The sequence below is a fragment of the Bacteroides sp. ET225 genome, from assembly GCF_024733745.1.
Lineage (GTDB): Bacteria > Bacteroidota > Bacteroidia > Bacteroidales > Bacteroidaceae > Phocaeicola > Phocaeicola excrementipullorum.
Map to the genome: position 1 here is coordinate 115,628 of NZ_JANRHN010000005.1, position 16,936 is coordinate 132,563.

The following is a 16,936-nucleotide window of genomic DNA, read 5'->3' on the forward strand; positions in this document are numbered from 1 at the left end:
AGTCAATCTCATGTGCACAACTTGCATCATAGAGATTGACTTCCGTTGTGGTATTACTCCTTCTTGATGCAATGACGGGGCGGCTATGAAGCCTGTTTGAGGTAGCATTCTTGTTTTGATTGTGCAAGATGTATACGTTTAGGCTTGCAGACTTGAATTTAAACGCTTTATGGTTACAAAGTTTTTTACATCATTGGTGATAGGTATATCTTGTGTCTCTGCTTCCTTCGCCGAAAAACAAGTTCCGCTTCATTTTACGGTTAGCCCCGACAGTGTCTGTCAGACGATTGACAACTTTGGTGCGTCTGACGCGTGGAGCATGCGTTTCTTGGGAAAATGGTCTGAAGAGCAGCAGAAGCAGGCGGCTGACTGGCTGTTCAGTTGTGAGATGGATGAACAAGGCAAGCCGAAAGGCATTGGACTGAGCCTGTGGCGGTTTAATCTCGGCGCGGGAAGTGTGGAGCAGGGTGACAGCAGCCAGATCAATTATGGGACGCGGACAGAATGTTTTCTTGCTCCGGACGGCTCATACGATTGGAACAAGCAGCAGGGGCAGCGCAATTTTCTCCGTCTGGCAAAAGAAAGGGGAGTGGACCAGTTTCTGGCTTTTTTAAACTCTCCACCGGTCTATTTTACCCAAAACGGGCTTGCAACCAATACGGGCCGGGGCGGAACGTTGAATCTGAAGGAAAACTGTTATGATGATTATGCTTGTTTCCTGGCTGATGCAGTGGAAGGAGTGAAGAAGCACGACGGTATCGCTTTTGATTATTTGTGTGTTGTCAATGAACCTGACGGGCATTGGAACTGGATAGGACCAAAGCAGGAGGGGACACCTGCCACCAATCGTGAGATAGCCCGTGTGGTGCGCGAAACAAGCAAGGAGTTTCAGCGGAGAGGGATAAGCACGAAATTGCTGGTAAACGAATCATCCGATTACCGCTGCATGTTGGGCGACTATATGAGCGGATGGGAGAGAGGCTACTCTATCAGCAGCTTTTTCGCGCCTGACAGTGCCGATACGTATATTGGAAATCTTCCCAATGTTCCTCGCCTGATGGCAGGACATAGCTACTGGACAAATACGCCGCTTGATAACTTGCGCGGTTTCCGTGTGCAGCTGCGCAATTCATTGGATAAGTTCGGCTTGAGGTTCTGGCAAACCGAAACCTGTATCATGTCGAATGATGAGGAAATCGGCGGGGGGCACGGCTTCGACTTCTCCATGAAGACCGCACTTTATGTGGCGCGTATTATTCATTGTGATCTGGTATATGCAAATGCCTCTGCATGGCAATGGTGGCGATCTGTAGGAGGCGACTATAAAGACGGGCTATTGAGGGCTTATCCCCAGCCTGAGGCGGATGACGGATATGTGGCGGATTCAAAACTGTTGTGGGCTTTGGGAAATTTCAGCCGCTTTATCCGTCCGGGAGCTGTAAGGCTTGCGGTTATGGCTTGCGACGGGAACGGCCGTAATGTGCCGGAAGGAGAAACCGACTTGACAGGAGTTATGGTTTCCGCTTATCGGAATGCCGATGGGGGGTATGTTGTTGTTGCCATAAACTATTCGTCAGAAAGCAGGAACTTTGACTTTCAGGTGCCGGATAAAAGTATATCCGGATGGAAGCTGTATCGTACGTCGGATGCAGAAGGCGAGGACCTTGCTCCCGTAGACACCTTTGACGGAATGCTTTCTCCACGCTCGATAACGACATTCGTTTCGTTTTAAAGAGCGTGCGTTCAATGCGTTCCCCGATACGGGAACCGTTGTCTTATTTCAGGTATTTGGGGAAGAATAAAGCTGAGGCTTCCCGCAAGAAAGTTCGTCTTCAGGCTAAGGATATATATCTTCAAGTTGGAGATATATGTCTTTAGCCTGGAGATTTGTATCTCTAGGCTGGAGATGCAGATTTCTTGCGCGAAGTCTTGTCTTTTCATGGATCTGATGGAAAAATATGTTTTTTCCTTTTTATGCAGCCGTTGGTTCTGTTTCTTATCCTGCCCAGTTTGCGCGGTCAAGGCTGCGGTAACTGATTGCTTCGGCAAGGTGGTGCGGCTGTATGCTTTCGGATAACTCCAGGTCTGCTATGGTCCGCGATACTTTCAGAATGCGGTCGTATGCGCGTGCTGAAAGATTCAGACGCTCCATTGCATTCCGCAGCAGGTTAAGGCCCCGCTCATCGGGGCAGGCGTATTTGTGCAGAAGAGCCGGCGTCATCTGTGCATTGCTGTATATGCCGGGGGTATCAGCAAACCGTTCCGATTGCACTTTTCTTGCCTGGATGACGCGTTTCCTTATCTCTGCGCTGCTTTCTCCCGATTCTCTTTCAGCCATTTTCTCAAAAGGTACAGGGACGATTTCTACTTGTATGTCGATGCGGTCTAGCAAGGGCCCTGAAATCCTGTTCAGATAACGTTGCACCTGCCCCGGTGAACATACGCAGTGGCGTGTGGGATGGTTGTAATAGCCGCATGGGCAAGGGTTCATTGAAGCTACGAGCTGGAAATTGGCCGGATAGTCGAGCGTGTATTTTGCTCTGGAAATAGTGATATGTCTGTCCTCAAGCGGTTGTCTGAGCACTTCCAGTACGCTTCGGTTGAACTCCGGGAGTTCGTCGAGGAATAGCACTCCATTGTGTGCCAGACTTATCTCGCCGGGTTGCGGGTTGCTTCCTCCGCCTACCATGGCTACCTGGGATATGGTGTGATGGGGACTTCTGAAGGGGCGTGTGGCAATCAGTGATACATTCTTGCCTAATTTCCCTGCTACGGAATGAATCTTTGTCGTTTCCAGGCTTTCTCCTAATGAGAGAGGCGGGAGTATTCCGGGCAAACGCTTGGCCATCATGGACTTGCCGCTTCCTGGCGCACCTATCAGAATGATATTGTGCCCTCCGGCAGCGGCAACCTCAAGGGCACGCTTCACGTTTTCTTGTCCTTTGACGTCAGAAAAGTCATATTGGAATGTGGACTGGTGCTGGTAGAACTCTTCACGTGTGTTTACGACTGTTGGTTTCAGTTCGTGCGTCCCATTGAAGAAGTTGATTACCTCAGCGATATTTTCTGCGCCGTATACAGCCAGATTGTTTACAACTGCTGCTTCACGTGCGTTTTGTTTCGGCAGGATGAATCCTTCAAATCCCTGTTGGCGTGCGGCGATGGCAATGGGCAACGCGCCTTTTATCGGCTGCAGGCTTCCGTCAAGCCCCAGTTCTCCGATGATCAGGTATTTCGCCAGTTTGTCGGCAGCAACCATTCCTGTGGCTGCCAGGATGCCGACAGCCAGCGGGAGGTCATATGACGAGCCTTCTTTCTTGATGTCGGCAGGTGCCATGTTTACCACAATCTGGCATGTCGGAAACTTGTATCCGTTTACTTGTATGGCGGATACGATTCGTTCATGACTTTCTTTTACGGCAGAATCGGGCAGTCCGACGAGAAAAAACTTGATTCCGCGCGAAGTGTTTACTTCGATGGTGACAATGGTGGCGTCGATCCCCTGGACGGCGGCACCGAATAATTTGATTAGCATTTAAGGTCAGTTTTTTAGGTTTCTATTTTTTCTTGTCCTTTGTAAGTTCTTTGATCTTGTTTCGCAGATCATCGCCATACAGGTCTGTTGCCAGCACTTTCCGACTTGAGTTGACAAGGATGTTTGCCGGAATCTCTTGTATGTTCATTTGTTCTATGATTTGATTTCCCCATCCTCTTCTGTCGCAAATTTCTATCCATTGTTCTGTATCCTCCTTGCATGACTTTTCCCATTGATCCTTGTCATAATCGAGCGATATGTTCAGAACTTTCAATTCTTTGTTTTTGAATTCTTTTGCCGTTGCATAGAGTGAGTCGCTTGCTGCTTTGCTTTTTTTGTCCCATGATGCCCAGAAGTTGATCAATATATACTGGTCTTTGGAGCTGTTCCATGAGATGTATTTCCCGCTTCTTGCTTTGGCTGAAAAGTAATTCACGTATTCTTTGTTCCTATTCCTTTGTTTGCTGTTGTCTGTCAGCGATTTCAGTGCTACGCTTAAAATCCGGCAATCTTTTACATTTCCGCTGAGCGGTTCGGTCAGTGATTTTATTTTTGCTTCATCCGGATGGGGTATCTGTACGAAATATTGGTTTATCAGATAAGCGGAAACGAGTGACTGGGGGTGTGATTTGACAAATGCTTCTGCTGCCTGCTGTATTTCTGTTTGGCTTGTCCTATTCGCAATCTGCGCCCGGAATTCTTGCAGTTCCTTGTTGGGTCCCTCTCCTTCTATTGTGAAAGTGTCGAAGTTTCCTTTCAAGGTCACTTGCCATCCTTTATTGGCAAATACGGGTATGGATTTGCCGGAGTCGTTCACCAGCCGGAATATGCTGAGTGTATCGGCGGGGACGCTGTAAGTGAATTTTCCGTCTTTGGGATATATCGTATCCGTTTTTGATTTTGGGTCATCATATATTGCTAGAATCATGTCAGAAGAGAGGCTGTTCAGTTCGCCTTTCAGTTCAAAACCTGATTTTTTGCTGCATGCTGTCAGAAAAAATATCAGACAGAAGGTTATTGCCGGTAAAGAATATCTTTTCATGCCATATAATGTTTGTTGCGAAAATACATAATATAATTGTAATTGGGTATTGTTTCGCTGGAAAATCTTCTTCTGGCAGTGAAAATGGCATCTCTATAATAAAAAAGCCGGAGGAATTTTCCTCCGGCTTTTGATTTTGATTCTGAATTCAATTATTGAATTTCATTGGCGTATTTTGCAAATTCGCGGTCGTTAACAGCTTTAGCTGCTAAAGTAGCGTCTTGCTGTTTAACTTTGTTCATGCTGCTCTTAACAAGGTCTGCATTGTTGGTTCTTGCTCCTACGATTGCCATCAGGTAGTTGGTGTAAGCGTCAGGATTCTTAACAGCAGTCAAAGTAGATTTAGCCTTGTTGTAGTCTTTTGCCAGAATCTGAGCCAAAGCAGCAGAGTTGGATTTGGTGTCGCCGAATGCTTCTACAGCACGGTCATACTGTCCTTGTTTGATGTACAGGTTACCAAGAGCTTCGTTAGCAGTGTCGGCACCGCTTGATTTGCTCAGGTAAGTTTCAGCCTCAGCAACATTTCCTTTTGCTAATGCGCAAAGTCCCAAGTTAGTGTTCACTTCAGGAGCGTTTGCGTTTTTGCGTGCAGCCTGCTTGAAGTAGTTTTCTGCAGCTTCGCGGTCACCGGCAGCGTAAGCCAGCATACCCAGATCGTTGTAAGCGCGATAGTCGTTCGGATACAGTTCTACTGTTTTCTTGTAGATAGCTTCCTTGCGTGCGTTGTCGTTGGTCAGAGTTGCGGCATAAAGCAGTTCGTCAACCTTTAATGAATCCGGATGAGAATCGAATGTTGCGTTGATTTCTTCATCGCTGCGTCCGATTACATCGTAGTTTACAGTCAAGCGTGCACGGCGCAGCTGCGGCAGAACTTCGTCAGCCAAAGTCTTGTAAACTGAAGAAATGTTCTTGATTTCAGTTTCACGCTGTTCCGGATCAGAATACATTGAAAGAACACGAAGGATCAGATCTTTGTCCTGAATGTTTGACTTAGAAACGAGTTCCTGGAATCCTTCCCAGTCCTGAGCAGTATATTTAGTGTCGACCTGAGTTTCGATTTCTCCTTTCTTCAGTTCTTTGTTGATATACTTTTCAGTGTTGTTCTGACGGTTTGCAGCCAGCTTGTCGTTCAGTTCAAAACCACCGTCAGGAGAAGCGTAAGCTGAAATTTCAATGTTGTTCAGCTTGTAGTTCTTCGTATCGTTGGCTACGTTTACAACCTGCTTGTTGAATGCCTTCAGGCTGTCTGACTTCAATTCGCTTGCGCGGATATTTGCCTGCTGGATGAGGAACATGATCTGAGCCTGCTTAGCCTGCTTGATGATGCGTTCGTAAGCATCTGCAGAATAAGCTGCATTAGCAGAGTTTACAGTCGGAAGTTCAGATGTTGCGATTACACCGTCAGCAATCTTTACAGAAGGAATAGTGTATTGTTTCTTCTTGTAAGTTACCTTGAAGTCCAGATACAATTCAGATTTAGCCATTTCGGGAACATAGTCGAACACGGCTTTCATTGTATAAGTACCTCCAGCCTTGTAGCTGATAGTTTGGTCGTTGCCCTCTACTTTTTCTCCTTGGAATGTTGCGGGCTGACCTTTAGCTTCTCCGCCATCCCATCTCAAAACCGGAGTAACTTCAACGATGGCGTTTTTCTTGAAGTATTTTTCCGGGAATTTGCCTGTAATAGTTACAGGGACTTTACCTGCTACTGCCTCCAACACTTCAGGGTCAGTGGTGAAATAGTCCGGAGATAATTCTCCCATCTTCTTACATGAAGAGAGAGCCAGGACAATCAATGCCACGAGTGGCAAATACAACTTTTTAATCATGACTTTAAATATTTAGTTTGTTATAATGAATAATCTAGTCGTTTTGCTTGATTATTTGGGGCAAAGATAAGAAAAACTCCCATAAGCGTTAATCTTTTCGCCTTTTTTTTTGAACAAATATTTAAAAAAAGATTAAAGACTGCACATTCTGTCACTTTTTGAGTAGATTTCTGGGGTGGTGTGTAATTATTTCTTCTCTCAGCCTGTTTCGGTCGATATGGGTGTATATCTCTGTGGTGCCTATGCTTTCGTGTCCCAGCATGCACTGGATGGCTCTTAGGTTGGCTCCTCCTTCGAGCAGATGTGTCGCAAACGAGTGTCTGAAAGTGTGCGGGCTGACCGTTTTTTGTATGCCAGTCTGTGCGGCCAGCTCCTTGATTATATGAAAAACCATTATGCGTGAAATGTTTTTTCCGAAGCGGCTTATGAATACGTAGTCTTCGTATCCCGGTTTTATAAGTCCGGCATTCCGGTCCGGGAAATAATTGTTCAGTTCGTTGATGGCTCGGGGCGAGATTGGTACGAGCCGCTGCTTGTTGCCCTTTCCTTCCACTTTGATGAATCCTTCGTCCAGGTAGAGGTCGGATATTTTCAGGTTACAGAGTTCGCTGACTCTGAGTCCGCAACTGTACAACGTTTCCAGAATGGCGCGGTTGCGCTGTCCTTCGCGCGTAGTCCGGTCAATGCTTCTTATCAGTGCGTCGATTTCTTCCAGGGTCATCACATCCGGCAGATGTTTTCCTGTCTGCGGCGATTCAAGCAGTTCGGTGGGGTCCTGTTCGATGTAGTCTTCCATGACGAGGAAATGATAGAACGAGCGGATGCCGGACAATATGCGTGCCTGCGAGCGTGCGTGGATGCCGATGTCGTTCAGCCCTGCCGAGAAGTTTTCCAGATTATCGAGCGTTGCTTCCCTAAAGTCTATACCTTCGATTGTCAGGTACGACAAAAGTTTGTCCAGGTCAGTCAGGTAAGCTTCAACCGTATTGTCTGACAGGGATTTTTCAAGCTTTAAGTATTGTTTATACCTTATTATTATTTTGTTTTTATCGGCTGTTATGGCTGTTGTCATTTCTTTTTCGTATCTTTGTCCCATATTTTCTACAAATGTATAAAATATTCAGGAAGTAGGCTTATATGAAAATACAAATTATCAATGGTCCGAATATCAATTTGCTTGGTAAGCGAGAACCTTCTATTTATGGCGCGGAAACGTTTGAAAGTTGCTTGGAAGATCTGAAGAAACGATATCCGTCGGTCGTATTTGAATATTTCCAGTCGAATGTAGAGGGAAGGATGATTGACAGAATTCAGGAAACAGGATTCGACAGCGACGGCATTGTGCTCAATGCGGGCGCATACACTCATACTTCTATCGCTTTGCAGGATGCAATTCGTTCTATAGCTGCTCCGGTCATCGAAGTGCATATATCCAATGTTCACAAGCGGGAAGAGTTCCGTCATAAATCAATGATTTCGTGTGCCTGTGTAGGGGTGATTTGTGGTTTTGGGCTTGACTCCTACCGTCTTGCCGTAGAAGCCTTGCTGAATATGAAGAAATAACTAACAGTTTTAGATAAGATCGTTATGATGCTCAAACAAACAAAAATCGTTGCGTCCATTTCGGACTTGCGTTGTGAAGTAGATTTCATCAGAGACCTGTTTGAAGCAGGTATGAATGTGGTGCGTATGAATACGGCTCATGCCAGCCGTGAGGGCTTTGAGAAGCTGATCAACAATGTGCGGACAGTTTCTAACCGCATCGGTATTCTGATGGATACGAAAGGTCCTGAGGTGCGCACAACTCCCATTGCTGACGGTACCATTGATTTCAAAACAGGCGACAAGGTCTGCATCGTTGGTAATCCGAACCAAGAAACCACCCGTGAATGTATTGCGGTGACTTATTCGGGTTTTGTAAACGACCTGTCGGTTGGTGCTCATGTCCTGATTGATGACGGAGAGCTTGAGCTGGAAGTAATGGATAAGAAAGACAATACGCTGTTTTGTGAGGTGCGTAATGATGCGACATTGGGAAGCCGTAAAAGTGTGAATGTCCCCGGCGTGCGTATCAATCTTCCTTCCTTGACAGAGAAAGACCGCAATAACATCCTTTACGCTATTGAAAAAGACATAGATTTCATCGCTCATTCATTTGTGCGCAATCGTCAGGATGTACTTGACATTCGTGAGATTCTGGATGCGCATGACAGTGACATCAAGATTATCGCCAAGATTGAAAACCAGGAAGGGGTGGATAATATTGATGAAATATTGGAGGTTGCCGACGGCGTTATGGTTGCGCGTGGTGATTTGGGTATTGAGGTGCCGCAGGAACGGATTCCCGGCATTCAGCGTGTGCTGATTAAAAAATGTATTCTTGCTCGCAAGCCTGTGATTGTCGCTACGCAAATGCTGCACACCATGATTAACAATCCGCGTCCGACCCGTGCAGAAGTGACAGATATCGCCAATGCGATCTATTACCGCACTGACGCGCTTATGTTGAGCGGGGAAACAGCTTATGGGAAATATCCTGTTGAAGCAGTGAGAACCATGGCTAAGATTGCAGCACAGGCAGAGAAGGATAAAATGGAAGAGAATGACATTCCTATACCTCTGACACCGGAAAATACAGACGTAACAAGTTTTCTGGCAAAACAAGCTGTGCGTGCTACAAGTCTGATGCCTATCCGTGCCATTATAACAGACAGCTTCAGCGGATTGACGGCCCGTAATCTTGCAGCATTCCGTGGAAAATATCCGGTTTTGGCTATCTGCTATAAAGAGAAGACCATGCGCCATCTGGCTCTTTCATACGGCGTTGAAGCCATTTATATGCCTGAAAAAGCCAACGGTCAGGAGTATTACTTTACTGCATTGCGCAAACTGCTCGACGACGGCGTCTTGTCAAAAAACGAGATGGTGGCTTATCTGAGCGGCGGAAAGAAAGGTACTCATACATCATTCCTTGAGATCAATCAGGTGGGAGATGTATTGGACGATGCGGACGATTATGTATTGCCTAACCGCAACCGTTATCTTTAATTGCCGGAAATGAAAGAAACTGAGGCTCTTGATGAATACATTCTTCAGCATATCGATCCTGAAGGTGAATATCTTGAGAAGTTATATCGGGCGACGCATGTCAAGCTTCTGCGTCCCCGTATGGCTTCGGGGCATCTTCAGGGGAGAATGTTGAAAATGTTTGTGCGTATGATCCGCCCGAAGCAGGTGCTTGAGATTGGCACATACAGCGGATATTCGGCTCTTTGTCTTGCAGAAGGGCTTGAAGAAGGAGCCGTGCTTCATACTTTTGAGATAAACGACGAGCAGGAAGATTTTACCCGTCCGTGGCTTGAGAATTCCCCCTATGCTGATAAAATCAGGTTTTATATCGGGGATGCGTTGGAAATGGTGCCGAAAATGGATGTGGTGTTTGATTTGGCATTTGTGGACGGAAACAAGCGGTTTTATGTGGAATATTATGAAATGATTCTGCAGAAAATGAATCCCGGCGGATATATTATCGCAGATAATACTTTATGGGATGGGCATGTTCTGGAAGAAACTACACGTCATGCAGATGCACAGACCATTGGAATTAAAAGATTTAATGATTTGGTGGCAGCCGATTCGAGGGTGGAGAAGGTTATTCTTCCTTTACGCGACGGGCTGACCATTATACGAAAAAAATAATATTTATGGAAACAACCAGACAAAATAAGATAGCCCGCCTGATACAGAAGGAGTTGAGCGATATGTTCTTGTTGCAGACCAAAGCAATGCACGGGGTGCTGGTTTCGGTCAGTGTCGTGCGTATAAGTCCGGACTTAAGTTATGCAAAGGCTTATTTGAGCGTTTTCCCTTCAGAACGGAGTGAAGAAATTGTGAAGAACATCAATGCGAATGTGAAAACGATACGTTATGAGTTGGGACAGCGTGTGCGTTTTCAGTTGCGTATCATTCCGGAACTGAAATTCTTTGTCGATGATTCATTGGATTATGCAGCGCGTATTGACGAACTGCTGAAGAAATAGTCATGAATTTTCCCTTCTATATCGCACGCAGATACCTGTTCTCCAAGAAGTCGCACAATGCGATTAACGTGATTTCGGCCATTTCGGTTTGTGGGGTTGCTTTGGCTACGCTGGCTCTTGTCTGCACGTTGTCCGTTTTCAATGGATTTCAGGATCTGGTATCTACGTTTTTTACGGCTTTTGATCCGCAATTGAAGATTGTTCCAGCCTCAGGCAAAGTTTTTGACGGGAAGGACAAGCGGATTCAGTTGCTGAAAAATATTCCTGAAGTGGCCTTGATGTGTGAGTCTGTTGAGGACAATGCACTGGTGCAGTATCAGGGAAAGCAGGCGATGGCGGTAGTGAAGGGAATGGAGGATAATTTTGATGAACTGACACCCATTGACACAATCCTTTTTGGGCGGGGAGAGCTTTTGCTGCATGATGAAGTGGTTGACTATGCCATTCCTGGGGTGCAGTTGCTGGCTTCGTTGGGTACGGGAGTCCGCTTCCTTGATCCGCTTGAGATTTATGCGCCCAAGCGCGGAGCGAAAGTGAACATGGCTAATCCTGCCGCTTCTTTCAATTCCGGCAATTTGTTTTCGTCGGGGCTTGTATTTGCCGTCAATCAGGAAAAATATGACGGCTCTTATATTATCACTTCATTGCAGTTTGCCCGGAAACTGTTTCAATATACAGATGAAGTAAGTGCCGTCAATCTTAAACTGGTTGCTGGAGCGGACGTGGATGCCGTAAAGCGCAAGATAGAGAATGTGTTGGGGAATGATTTCCGTGTGCTTGACCGTTATGAACAGCAGGCAGATACTTTCCGTATCATGGAAATCGAGAAGCTGATTTCCTATTTGTTCCTTACTTTTATTCTGATGATAGCCTGTTTCAATGTTATCGGTTCGCTTTCGATGCTGATTATAGACAAACGTGACGATGCGGCAACGCTGCGCAATCTGGGTGCCGATGAAAGGCAGATTTTCCGCATCTTCCTTTTTGAAGGGCGCATGATTACGTTTATCGGGGCAGTGTCCGGAATTGTACTGGGGGTGCTTCTCTGCTGGCTGCAACAACGGTTCGGCTTGATCTCATTGGGAAGTTCCGGAAGCTTTATCGTTGACGCGTATCCGGTAAGCGTCCATTGGGAAGATATCGTATTGATTTTTGTGACCGTTGTTGCAGTGGGCTTCCTTTCGGTATGGTATCCTGTGCGCTATTTATTCAAGAAATGTTTTTATAGATAAGAATGTCACTTTTTCTGGACGATGCGTGCTCCTGCCGGTACGCTTTCCGTGACCCAAATGTTGCCTCCTATGGTTGCACCTTTTCCAATAGTTATGCGTCCAAGGATTGTGGCGTTTGAATAAACGATGACATTGTCCTCCAGAATGGGATGGCGTGGGATACCTTTGATCGGATTGCCCTGTTCGTCAAGCGGGAAACTTTTTGCTCCCAGCGTAACACCCTGATAAAGTTTGACATTGTTCCCGATGATGCAGGTTGCCCCGATGACAACGCCTGTGCCGTGGTCGATAGTGAAGTGATCACCGATCTGTGCTCCCGGATGAATGTCTATTCCTGTTTCAGAATGTGCCATTTCAGTAATGATTCTTGGAATCAGAGGGATATTCAGGCGATAAAGTTCATGGGCGATCCGATAGTTTGTGACCGCCCGGATAACCGGATAACAGCAAATGATTTCACCGAAACAGGTTGCGGCCGGATCTCCGTAATAGGCAGCTTCAACGTCTGTGGCAAGTATGCGGCGTATTTCAGGTAGCCGGCTTATGAACTGTGACGCCAGTGCCGCCGCCGTTTCACGGCAGGGCGTATTTTCTATCGCTTCATGATTCTCTTTTCCGAAGCAGAGCCCGGCTTGTATTTGTTCTGTCAGCAGGTAGAACAGTTCTTCTACATTTACTCCAATATGGTAGTTGATAGTCTGGCTGTGGATGGTGGAATTCCCGAAATAGCCGGGGAAAAGGATGGCACGTGCCAGTTCAACAATCCGGCGGAGTTCTTTGCCGGAAGGGAGCGGTTCGCCGTCTTTGTGCTGGTGGAAAAGCCCTTGGTAAGATTTGCTGTCGGAAAGTTCGCTGACAGCTTTGGTCAGCGTATCGGTGTGTTTGGTTAGTGTCATGACAATATCATTCTGTTTGTTGGCAAATGTAATGATTATTTGCTATCATTGTTTGTTTTCAGAATAAAAACTTAATTTTGTATTGAATATGAGAAAAGCTAAGACTATAAACAAGAAAAATCCTTTTGCTTATAAGGCAAAGCAGAAAAGGAAAAAGAGCTGCGGGAAGCGAATAGGGAAATCACGTCCGGAGAAGGCTGACAATCAATTGAACAGGAGGATCCGTTAATCGCGGTTATTGGCGGCTGTTATTCAAACACCTTGAACGCATACCCCTGTTCAATCAGCCATTCGATAGAGCGTGGAAGAGCATATTTCATGTTCTTCTCTGATTTCAGCGAATCATGGAAGGTGATGATGGAGCCGTTGCGCACATAACGTTTGACGTTCTCAAACACTTGCTGGCCGTTGAGCCGTTTGCTGTAGTCGCGTGTTACCAGATCCCACATGACTATTTGATATTTTTTCTTCAATACATAGTATTGCGCCCATCGCATGTGACCGTGCGGAGGGCGGAACAGATTCGTGTGCAGGTATTCGTTTGCCTTGTCCGTGTTGTGCAGGTAGTTCCGGCTTAAGTATTCGAATCCTCTGATGTGGTTGAATGTATGGTTGCCTATGCGGTGGCCTCGTTCGACAACCATCTTGAATTCCTCCGGATGTTTGCGCACATTATCTCCCACCATGAAAAAAGTAGCCTTTATCTGATACTTGTCAAGCAAGTCAAGAACCCATGGTGTTATTTCCGGTATTGGTCCGTCGTCAAAAGTCAGGTAGACAGCTTTTTCTTTCTTGTCCATGCGCCAAAGAGCACGGGGATAAAGCAGACGCAGTATTTTCGGCGGTTGTTCGATCAGCATGTTTTTCTGTTTGTTGAAAGGTATATTCGTGCACAAAGTGACGAAGACACAAAACCCTCTGTGTTTGGATTCCAAGGAATCCATCTGTGGCTTTGTGTCTTCGTTCTTTAAAATCTACATATCTTTTTATTGAGCGCTTCCCACACGGCTTTCTAGTTGTTTGTATAGCTGTTCAAATGTTTGTCGGTAGTGCTTGCCGCGCGTTGAAGTTTCGTTTGCCCCCGGCTCCTGTATTTTGTTCATGCTCTTGCAAACATCATCCAGAATATAGAAATAGCGCATACAGCTTTCATACGAGTTTGCAAAACGGGCATCGTCCAGACTCAGATACCATGAAGCATATTCTGTGGCATCCTTAGCTAATGCTTCCAAAATGGCTTCAGCTTTGTCGTAAGCACCGAGAGTGATGTAGTCATCAGCCATTTCCTTTGAACTGCTGTAGATGTAGTCATGGCGTACCGTTGTGCTCGGAATGACCTTTTCGCAGTAGTCCAGTACTTCGCGGGCTTTGTCTTTCTTGTCTTCTTTGATAAGCTGGCTTGCCAGTTGCACGAACATGCGGCGGTGAGTATCGCACATTCTCAGTACGGTTTCATCGAGATAGATGTCCGGGTTGTCTATTCCGCCGAACTTGAATTTGTGCATCAGGTTGTCATACATCTTGTCCGAATCGATGCGCGCTCCCAACTGTTCGTGTGTGAACGGGGTGATGCGATAAGCCAGTCCTTCCTGCAGGAAGTTGTTTGTCAGGTTGAGCTGGTTTTCCGATCCTACCGTGATGGCCATATAGAGCGGGCGTTCCCAATTGGTGTTCGCCAGCATCTCCAGCATCATCAGTTCGCTCTTGTAGAGCAGGTGCTTTCCTTTGAGCGAGATGTTCATGTAGTCTGGAATAGAATCCGGAACCATCATGCCCGAACGTTTGATAGCCTCCTTGTCCAGCTTGATGACGATGCTGTCTGTCGGAATCATCTGCAGGTCAGCTTTCGGCGAGCGTACCCAATGTTCGAGAATGTTCTTCAGCTCGTAGGGATTCTCTCCGAACTCTTTCTTGGCCTCTTCCGGGTTCTGCTTGTAGAAATCATCGATTGTTTTCATCACTTCCGGGCGTACATATACAGCCTCGTTGTGTCCTGAAACGTAGTCGATGCGCTCCCAATTGATAGGTACAGAAGGCGAGTCGTATGCCGGTCGGCGCATCTGGTCGATATACCAGTCGGTTTGCAGGTAGCTCAGGTTGCATACACGTACATCTGTGCGGAATCCTTCCGTTTCCTGATTATACCACAGCGGGAATGTGTCGTTGTCGCCGTTGGTGAAGATAATCGGATTGCCTTCGTCCTGAACGCTGCTGAGGTAGTTCTGTCCGAAGTCGCGGCAAGTGTATCGCCCGCTTCGGTCGTGATCGTCCCATGTCTGGCTGACCATCTGGATGGGAACCAATATACACACTACCGATGCAATGACAGCGGCTGTGCTTTCCTTTATCTTCTTTTTGTTCAGCCATTCGGTGATGGCCGCTACTCCCAGGCCAATCCAGATGGTAAACGCATAGAATGAAGCGGCGTAAGCATAGTCACGTTCACGCGGCTGTTGCGGTGTCTGGTTCAGGTACAGAACAATGGCAAGGCCTGTCATGAAAAAGAGGAAGAATACGATCCAGAACTGCTGGATGCCTTTCTCTCCTTTATATGCCTGCCAGAACAGTCCGATGATGCCGAGAATGAGCGGCAGACAGTAGAATACGTTGTGTCCCTTGTTGTTCTTCAGGTCACTCGGCAGCAGGGTCTGGTCGCCTACCAGGGCATTGTCAATGAACGGAATTCCCGTGATCCAATTTCCGTGCTCGATTTCTCCCTGCCCTTGGATATCGTTCTGGCGTCCTGCGAAGTTCCACATGAAGTAGCGCCAGTACATGTAGTTGAGCTGATAGATGAAGAAGAACTTGATGTTGTCCCATTGCGTGGGAACTTTTACCATAACGGTTTCACCACACTGGTCGTAGGGAACTTGCCGCCCTTCTACCCCTCCCAGCCAGCTTTCGTAAGCTGCGGCATGCGCATCACTGTACATGCGCGGGAATATCATGTTCTGTGCGTATTTGTACTCAGTTTTGTGCCGTACGATTTCGTAACTGTCTTTTTCGTCCGGACTTTCTTTCTCCTTGCGCTGATAAACAGGCGCTCCTTCTTCCACGTCGTAAACGCAGCCGTTGTCAACCACTTTCAAGGCGGGCTTTGAAGCGTATGTCTGTCCGTAGAACAGCGGGCGTGTGCCGTATTGTTCGCGTCCCAGATATTCTCCCAGCGTAAAGATGTCTTCCGGAGAGTTCTGGTCCATCGGGGTGTTTGCTGATGAACGGATCACAATAACCGCATACGAAGAGTAGCCTACCACAATCATCATCATGGCCAGCAGGGTGGTATTCAGTGTGCGTGCGCTTACGCGGTATTTCTCTCCGAGGTTAGCGAAGAGATAGATTGCAAGAACGGCAAGCACGATGATGCCAATCAGCACGCTGCTCCATCCGTGTCCGTAGAAGGGGATACCCAGCAGTCCCACGGTGGTCAGAAATGAGATGTTCATGCGTTTGCGGCTCTTCACTGTGTAGCTTTCGTATACGCCCCAGATGATGCTTGCCGCCAGAATTATCATATAGACGATTACGCCTGTATTGAACGGGCAGCCGAAATCGTTGACAAACAGCAGTTCGAACCAGCCGCCGATTTTCACGATACCCGGCACGATTCCATATAATACAACAGCTACCAGCACCATCGATCCTATCAGCGCCAGCAGACTGCCTTTCAGGTTGGCGTGAGGATTCTTCTTGTAATAGTATACCAAGGTGATGGCAGGGATGCACAACAGGTTCAGCAGGTGTACGCCCACCGACAATCCGGTCAGGTAAGCGATAAGAATCAGCCAGCGGTCGCTGTGGGGTTCGTCTGCCCGGTTCTCCCATTTCAGGATGAGCCAAAAGACAAGTGCTGTGAACAGGCTTGAATAGGCATAAACCTCACCTTCTACGGCACTGAACCAGAATGTGTCGCTCCATGTATAGGCTAAGGCTCCCACTACGCCTGATGCCATGATGGCGATCAGTTTCCCGGAAGTAAGATCTTCATCTTTCGGACATACCAGTTTTTTTGCAAGGCATGTGATGCTCCAGAACAGAAACAGGATGCAGGCTGCGCTCATCAGTGCGCTCATGATGTTCACCATCTTTGCCACTTGCGAGGGGTCGCTTGCAAACTGGCTGAAAAGATTGGCTGTAAGCATGAAGAACGGTGCGCCGGGAGGATGTCCGACTTCCAGTTTGTAACCTGTAGTGATGAATTCAGGGCAATCCCAGAAACTTGCGGTAGGTTCGATGGTCATGCAGTAAGTAAACGCTGCAACGGCAAACACAAGCCAGCCTACCGCGTTGTTAATCTTGTCGTAGTGTTTCATGAATTATTCAGTTTCTCTTTAGTATTCAATGGGGGCAAAGATAGCAAAC

General features: G+C 46.9%; 13 protein-coding genes. 6 read left to right on the top strand and 7 right to left on the bottom strand.

Annotation, left to right across the window (positions count from 1 at the left end):
• The first annotated feature begins 169 nt into the window (after nucleotides 1-169).
• Nucleotides 170-1,732 carry a glycoside hydrolase gene (locus NW212_RS03855; RefSeq protein ID WP_258337320.1) on the top strand — a complete coding sequence of 521 codons (1,563 nt, stop codon included), beginning with the start codon at nucleotides 170-172 and terminating at the stop codon, nucleotides 1,730-1,732.
• Between the two features lie 264 nt (nucleotides 1,733-1,996).
• Here NW212_RS03855 and NW212_RS03860 read toward each other — a convergent pair whose 3' ends face one another.
• From NW212_RS03860 to xerD, 4 genes are all read right to left on the bottom strand, one after another.
• Complete coding sequence (locus tag NW212_RS03860; protein WP_258337321.1) at nucleotides 1,997-3,535, bottom strand: YifB family Mg chelatase-like AAA ATPase; 1,539 nt, start codon at nucleotides 3,533-3,535, stop codon at nucleotides 1,997-1,999.
• Nucleotides 3,536-3,557: 22 nt separating this feature from the next.
• Nucleotides 3,558-4,577, bottom strand: coding sequence for a thioredoxin-like domain-containing protein (locus NW212_RS03865; protein ID WP_258337322.1), 1,020 nt, complete (start codon nucleotides 4,575-4,577; stop codon nucleotides 3,558-3,560).
• 152 nt (nucleotides 4,578-4,729) lie between these two features.
• Nucleotides 4,730-6,406, bottom strand: a complete 1,677-nt coding sequence (locus NW212_RS03870; protein WP_258337323.1) for a tetratricopeptide repeat protein — start codon at nucleotides 6,404-6,406, stop codon at nucleotides 4,730-4,732.
• Between the two features lie 151 nt (nucleotides 6,407-6,557).
• Nucleotides 6,558-7,478, bottom strand: a complete 921-nt coding sequence (gene xerD, locus NW212_RS03875) for a site-specific tyrosine recombinase XerD (RefSeq protein WP_258337324.1) — start codon at nucleotides 7,476-7,478, stop codon at nucleotides 6,558-6,560.
• A 65-nt stretch (nucleotides 7,479-7,543) separates the two neighbouring features.
• On the opposite strand from xerD, the gene aroQ reads away from it, so the two are divergent.
• The 5 genes from aroQ to NW212_RS03900 are packed head-to-tail and all read left to right on the top strand — an operon-like array spanning nucleotide 7,544 to nucleotide 11,678.
• Nucleotides 7,544-7,969 carry a type II 3-dehydroquinate dehydratase gene (gene aroQ / locus NW212_RS03880; protein WP_258337325.1) on the top strand — a complete coding sequence of 142 codons (426 nt, stop codon included), beginning with the start codon at nucleotides 7,544-7,546 and terminating at the stop codon, nucleotides 7,967-7,969.
• Nucleotides 7,970-7,993: 24 nt separating this feature from the next.
• Complete coding sequence (gene pyk, locus NW212_RS03885) at nucleotides 7,994-9,454, top strand: pyruvate kinase (protein ID WP_258337326.1); 1,461 nt, start codon at nucleotides 7,994-7,996, stop codon at nucleotides 9,452-9,454.
• A 9-nt stretch (nucleotides 9,455-9,463) separates the two neighbouring features.
• Nucleotides 9,464-10,105 (top strand): O-methyltransferase, encoded by a 642-nt coding sequence (locus NW212_RS03890; RefSeq protein WP_258337327.1) that lies wholly within the window; start codon nucleotides 9,464-9,466, stop codon nucleotides 10,103-10,105.
• A 5-nt stretch (nucleotides 10,106-10,110) separates the two neighbouring features.
• Entirely contained in the window at nucleotides 10,111-10,446 is a 336-nt protein-coding gene (gene rbfA / locus NW212_RS03895; protein WP_258337328.1) for a 30S ribosome-binding factor RbfA, read from the top strand.
• Between the two features lie 2 nt (nucleotides 10,447-10,448).
• Entirely contained in the window at nucleotides 10,449-11,678 is a 1,230-nt protein-coding gene (locus NW212_RS03900; RefSeq protein WP_258337329.1) for an FtsX-like permease family protein, read from the top strand.
• Nucleotides 11,679-11,683: 5 nt separating this feature from the next.
• Here the strand turns inward: NW212_RS03900 and NW212_RS03905 are convergent, their stop codons facing one another.
• The 3 genes from NW212_RS03905 to NW212_RS03915 all read right to left on the bottom strand — a co-directional run bounded on the left by NW212_RS03905 (nucleotide 11,684) and on the right by NW212_RS03915 (nucleotide 16,887).
• The gene (locus tag NW212_RS03905; RefSeq protein ID WP_258337330.1) at nucleotides 11,684-12,574 is read right to left on the bottom strand and encodes a serine O-acetyltransferase; all 891 of its coding nucleotides are present in this window, start codon (nucleotides 12,572-12,574) and stop codon (nucleotides 11,684-11,686) included.
• A gap of 248 nt (nucleotides 12,575-12,822) precedes the next feature.
• Entirely contained in the window at nucleotides 12,823-13,434 is a 612-nt protein-coding gene (locus NW212_RS03910) for a polysaccharide deacetylase family protein (RefSeq protein ID WP_258337331.1), read from the bottom strand.
• Nucleotides 13,435-13,560: 126 nt separating this feature from the next.
• The gene (locus tag NW212_RS03915; protein WP_258337332.1) at nucleotides 13,561-16,887 is read right to left on the bottom strand and encodes a DUF2723 domain-containing protein; all 3,327 of its coding nucleotides are present in this window, start codon (nucleotides 16,885-16,887) and stop codon (nucleotides 13,561-13,563) included.
• Between the last annotated feature and the right edge of the window lie 49 nt (nucleotides 16,888-16,936).

What these genes read in the sequence shown, in the direction of transcription:
- NW212_RS03855 (WP_258337320.1), top strand. Translation starts at nt 170, where the DNA reads ATGGTTACAAAGTTTTTTACATCATTGGTGATAGGTATATCTTGTGTC.
- NW212_RS03860 (WP_258337321.1), bottom strand. Translation starts at nt 3,535, where the DNA reads ATGCTAATCAAATTATTCGGTGCCGCCGTCCAGGGGATCGACGCCACC.
- NW212_RS03865 (WP_258337322.1), bottom strand. Translation starts at nt 4,577, where the DNA reads ATGAAAAGATATTCTTTACCGGCAATAACCTTCTGTCTGATATTTTTT.
- NW212_RS03870 (WP_258337323.1), bottom strand. Translation starts at nt 6,406, where the DNA reads ATGATTAAAAAGTTGTATTTGCCACTCGTGGCATTGATTGTCCTGGCT.
- xerD (WP_258337324.1), bottom strand. Translation starts at nt 7,478, where the DNA reads ATGACAACAGCCATAACAGCCGATAAAAACAAAATAATAATAAGGTAT.
- aroQ (WP_258337325.1), top strand. Translation starts at nt 7,544, where the DNA reads ATGAAAATACAAATTATCAATGGTCCGAATATCAATTTGCTTGGTAAG.
- pyk (WP_258337326.1), top strand. Translation starts at nt 7,994, where the DNA reads ATGATGCTCAAACAAACAAAAATCGTTGCGTCCATTTCGGACTTGCGT.
- NW212_RS03890 (WP_258337327.1), top strand. Translation starts at nt 9,464, where the DNA reads ATGAAAGAAACTGAGGCTCTTGATGAATACATTCTTCAGCATATCGAT.
- rbfA (WP_258337328.1), top strand. Translation starts at nt 10,111, where the DNA reads ATGGAAACAACCAGACAAAATAAGATAGCCCGCCTGATACAGAAGGAG.
- NW212_RS03900 (WP_258337329.1), top strand. Translation starts at nt 10,449, where the DNA reads ATGAATTTTCCCTTCTATATCGCACGCAGATACCTGTTCTCCAAGAAG.
- NW212_RS03905 (WP_258337330.1), bottom strand. Translation starts at nt 12,574, where the DNA reads ATGACACTAACCAAACACACCGATACGCTGACCAAAGCTGTCAGCGAA.
- NW212_RS03910 (WP_258337331.1), bottom strand. Translation starts at nt 13,434, where the DNA reads ATGCTGATCGAACAACCGCCGAAAATACTGCGTCTGCTTTATCCCCGT.
- NW212_RS03915 (WP_258337332.1), bottom strand. Translation starts at nt 16,887, where the DNA reads ATGAAACACTACGACAAGATTAACAACGCGGTAGGCTGGCTTGTGTTT.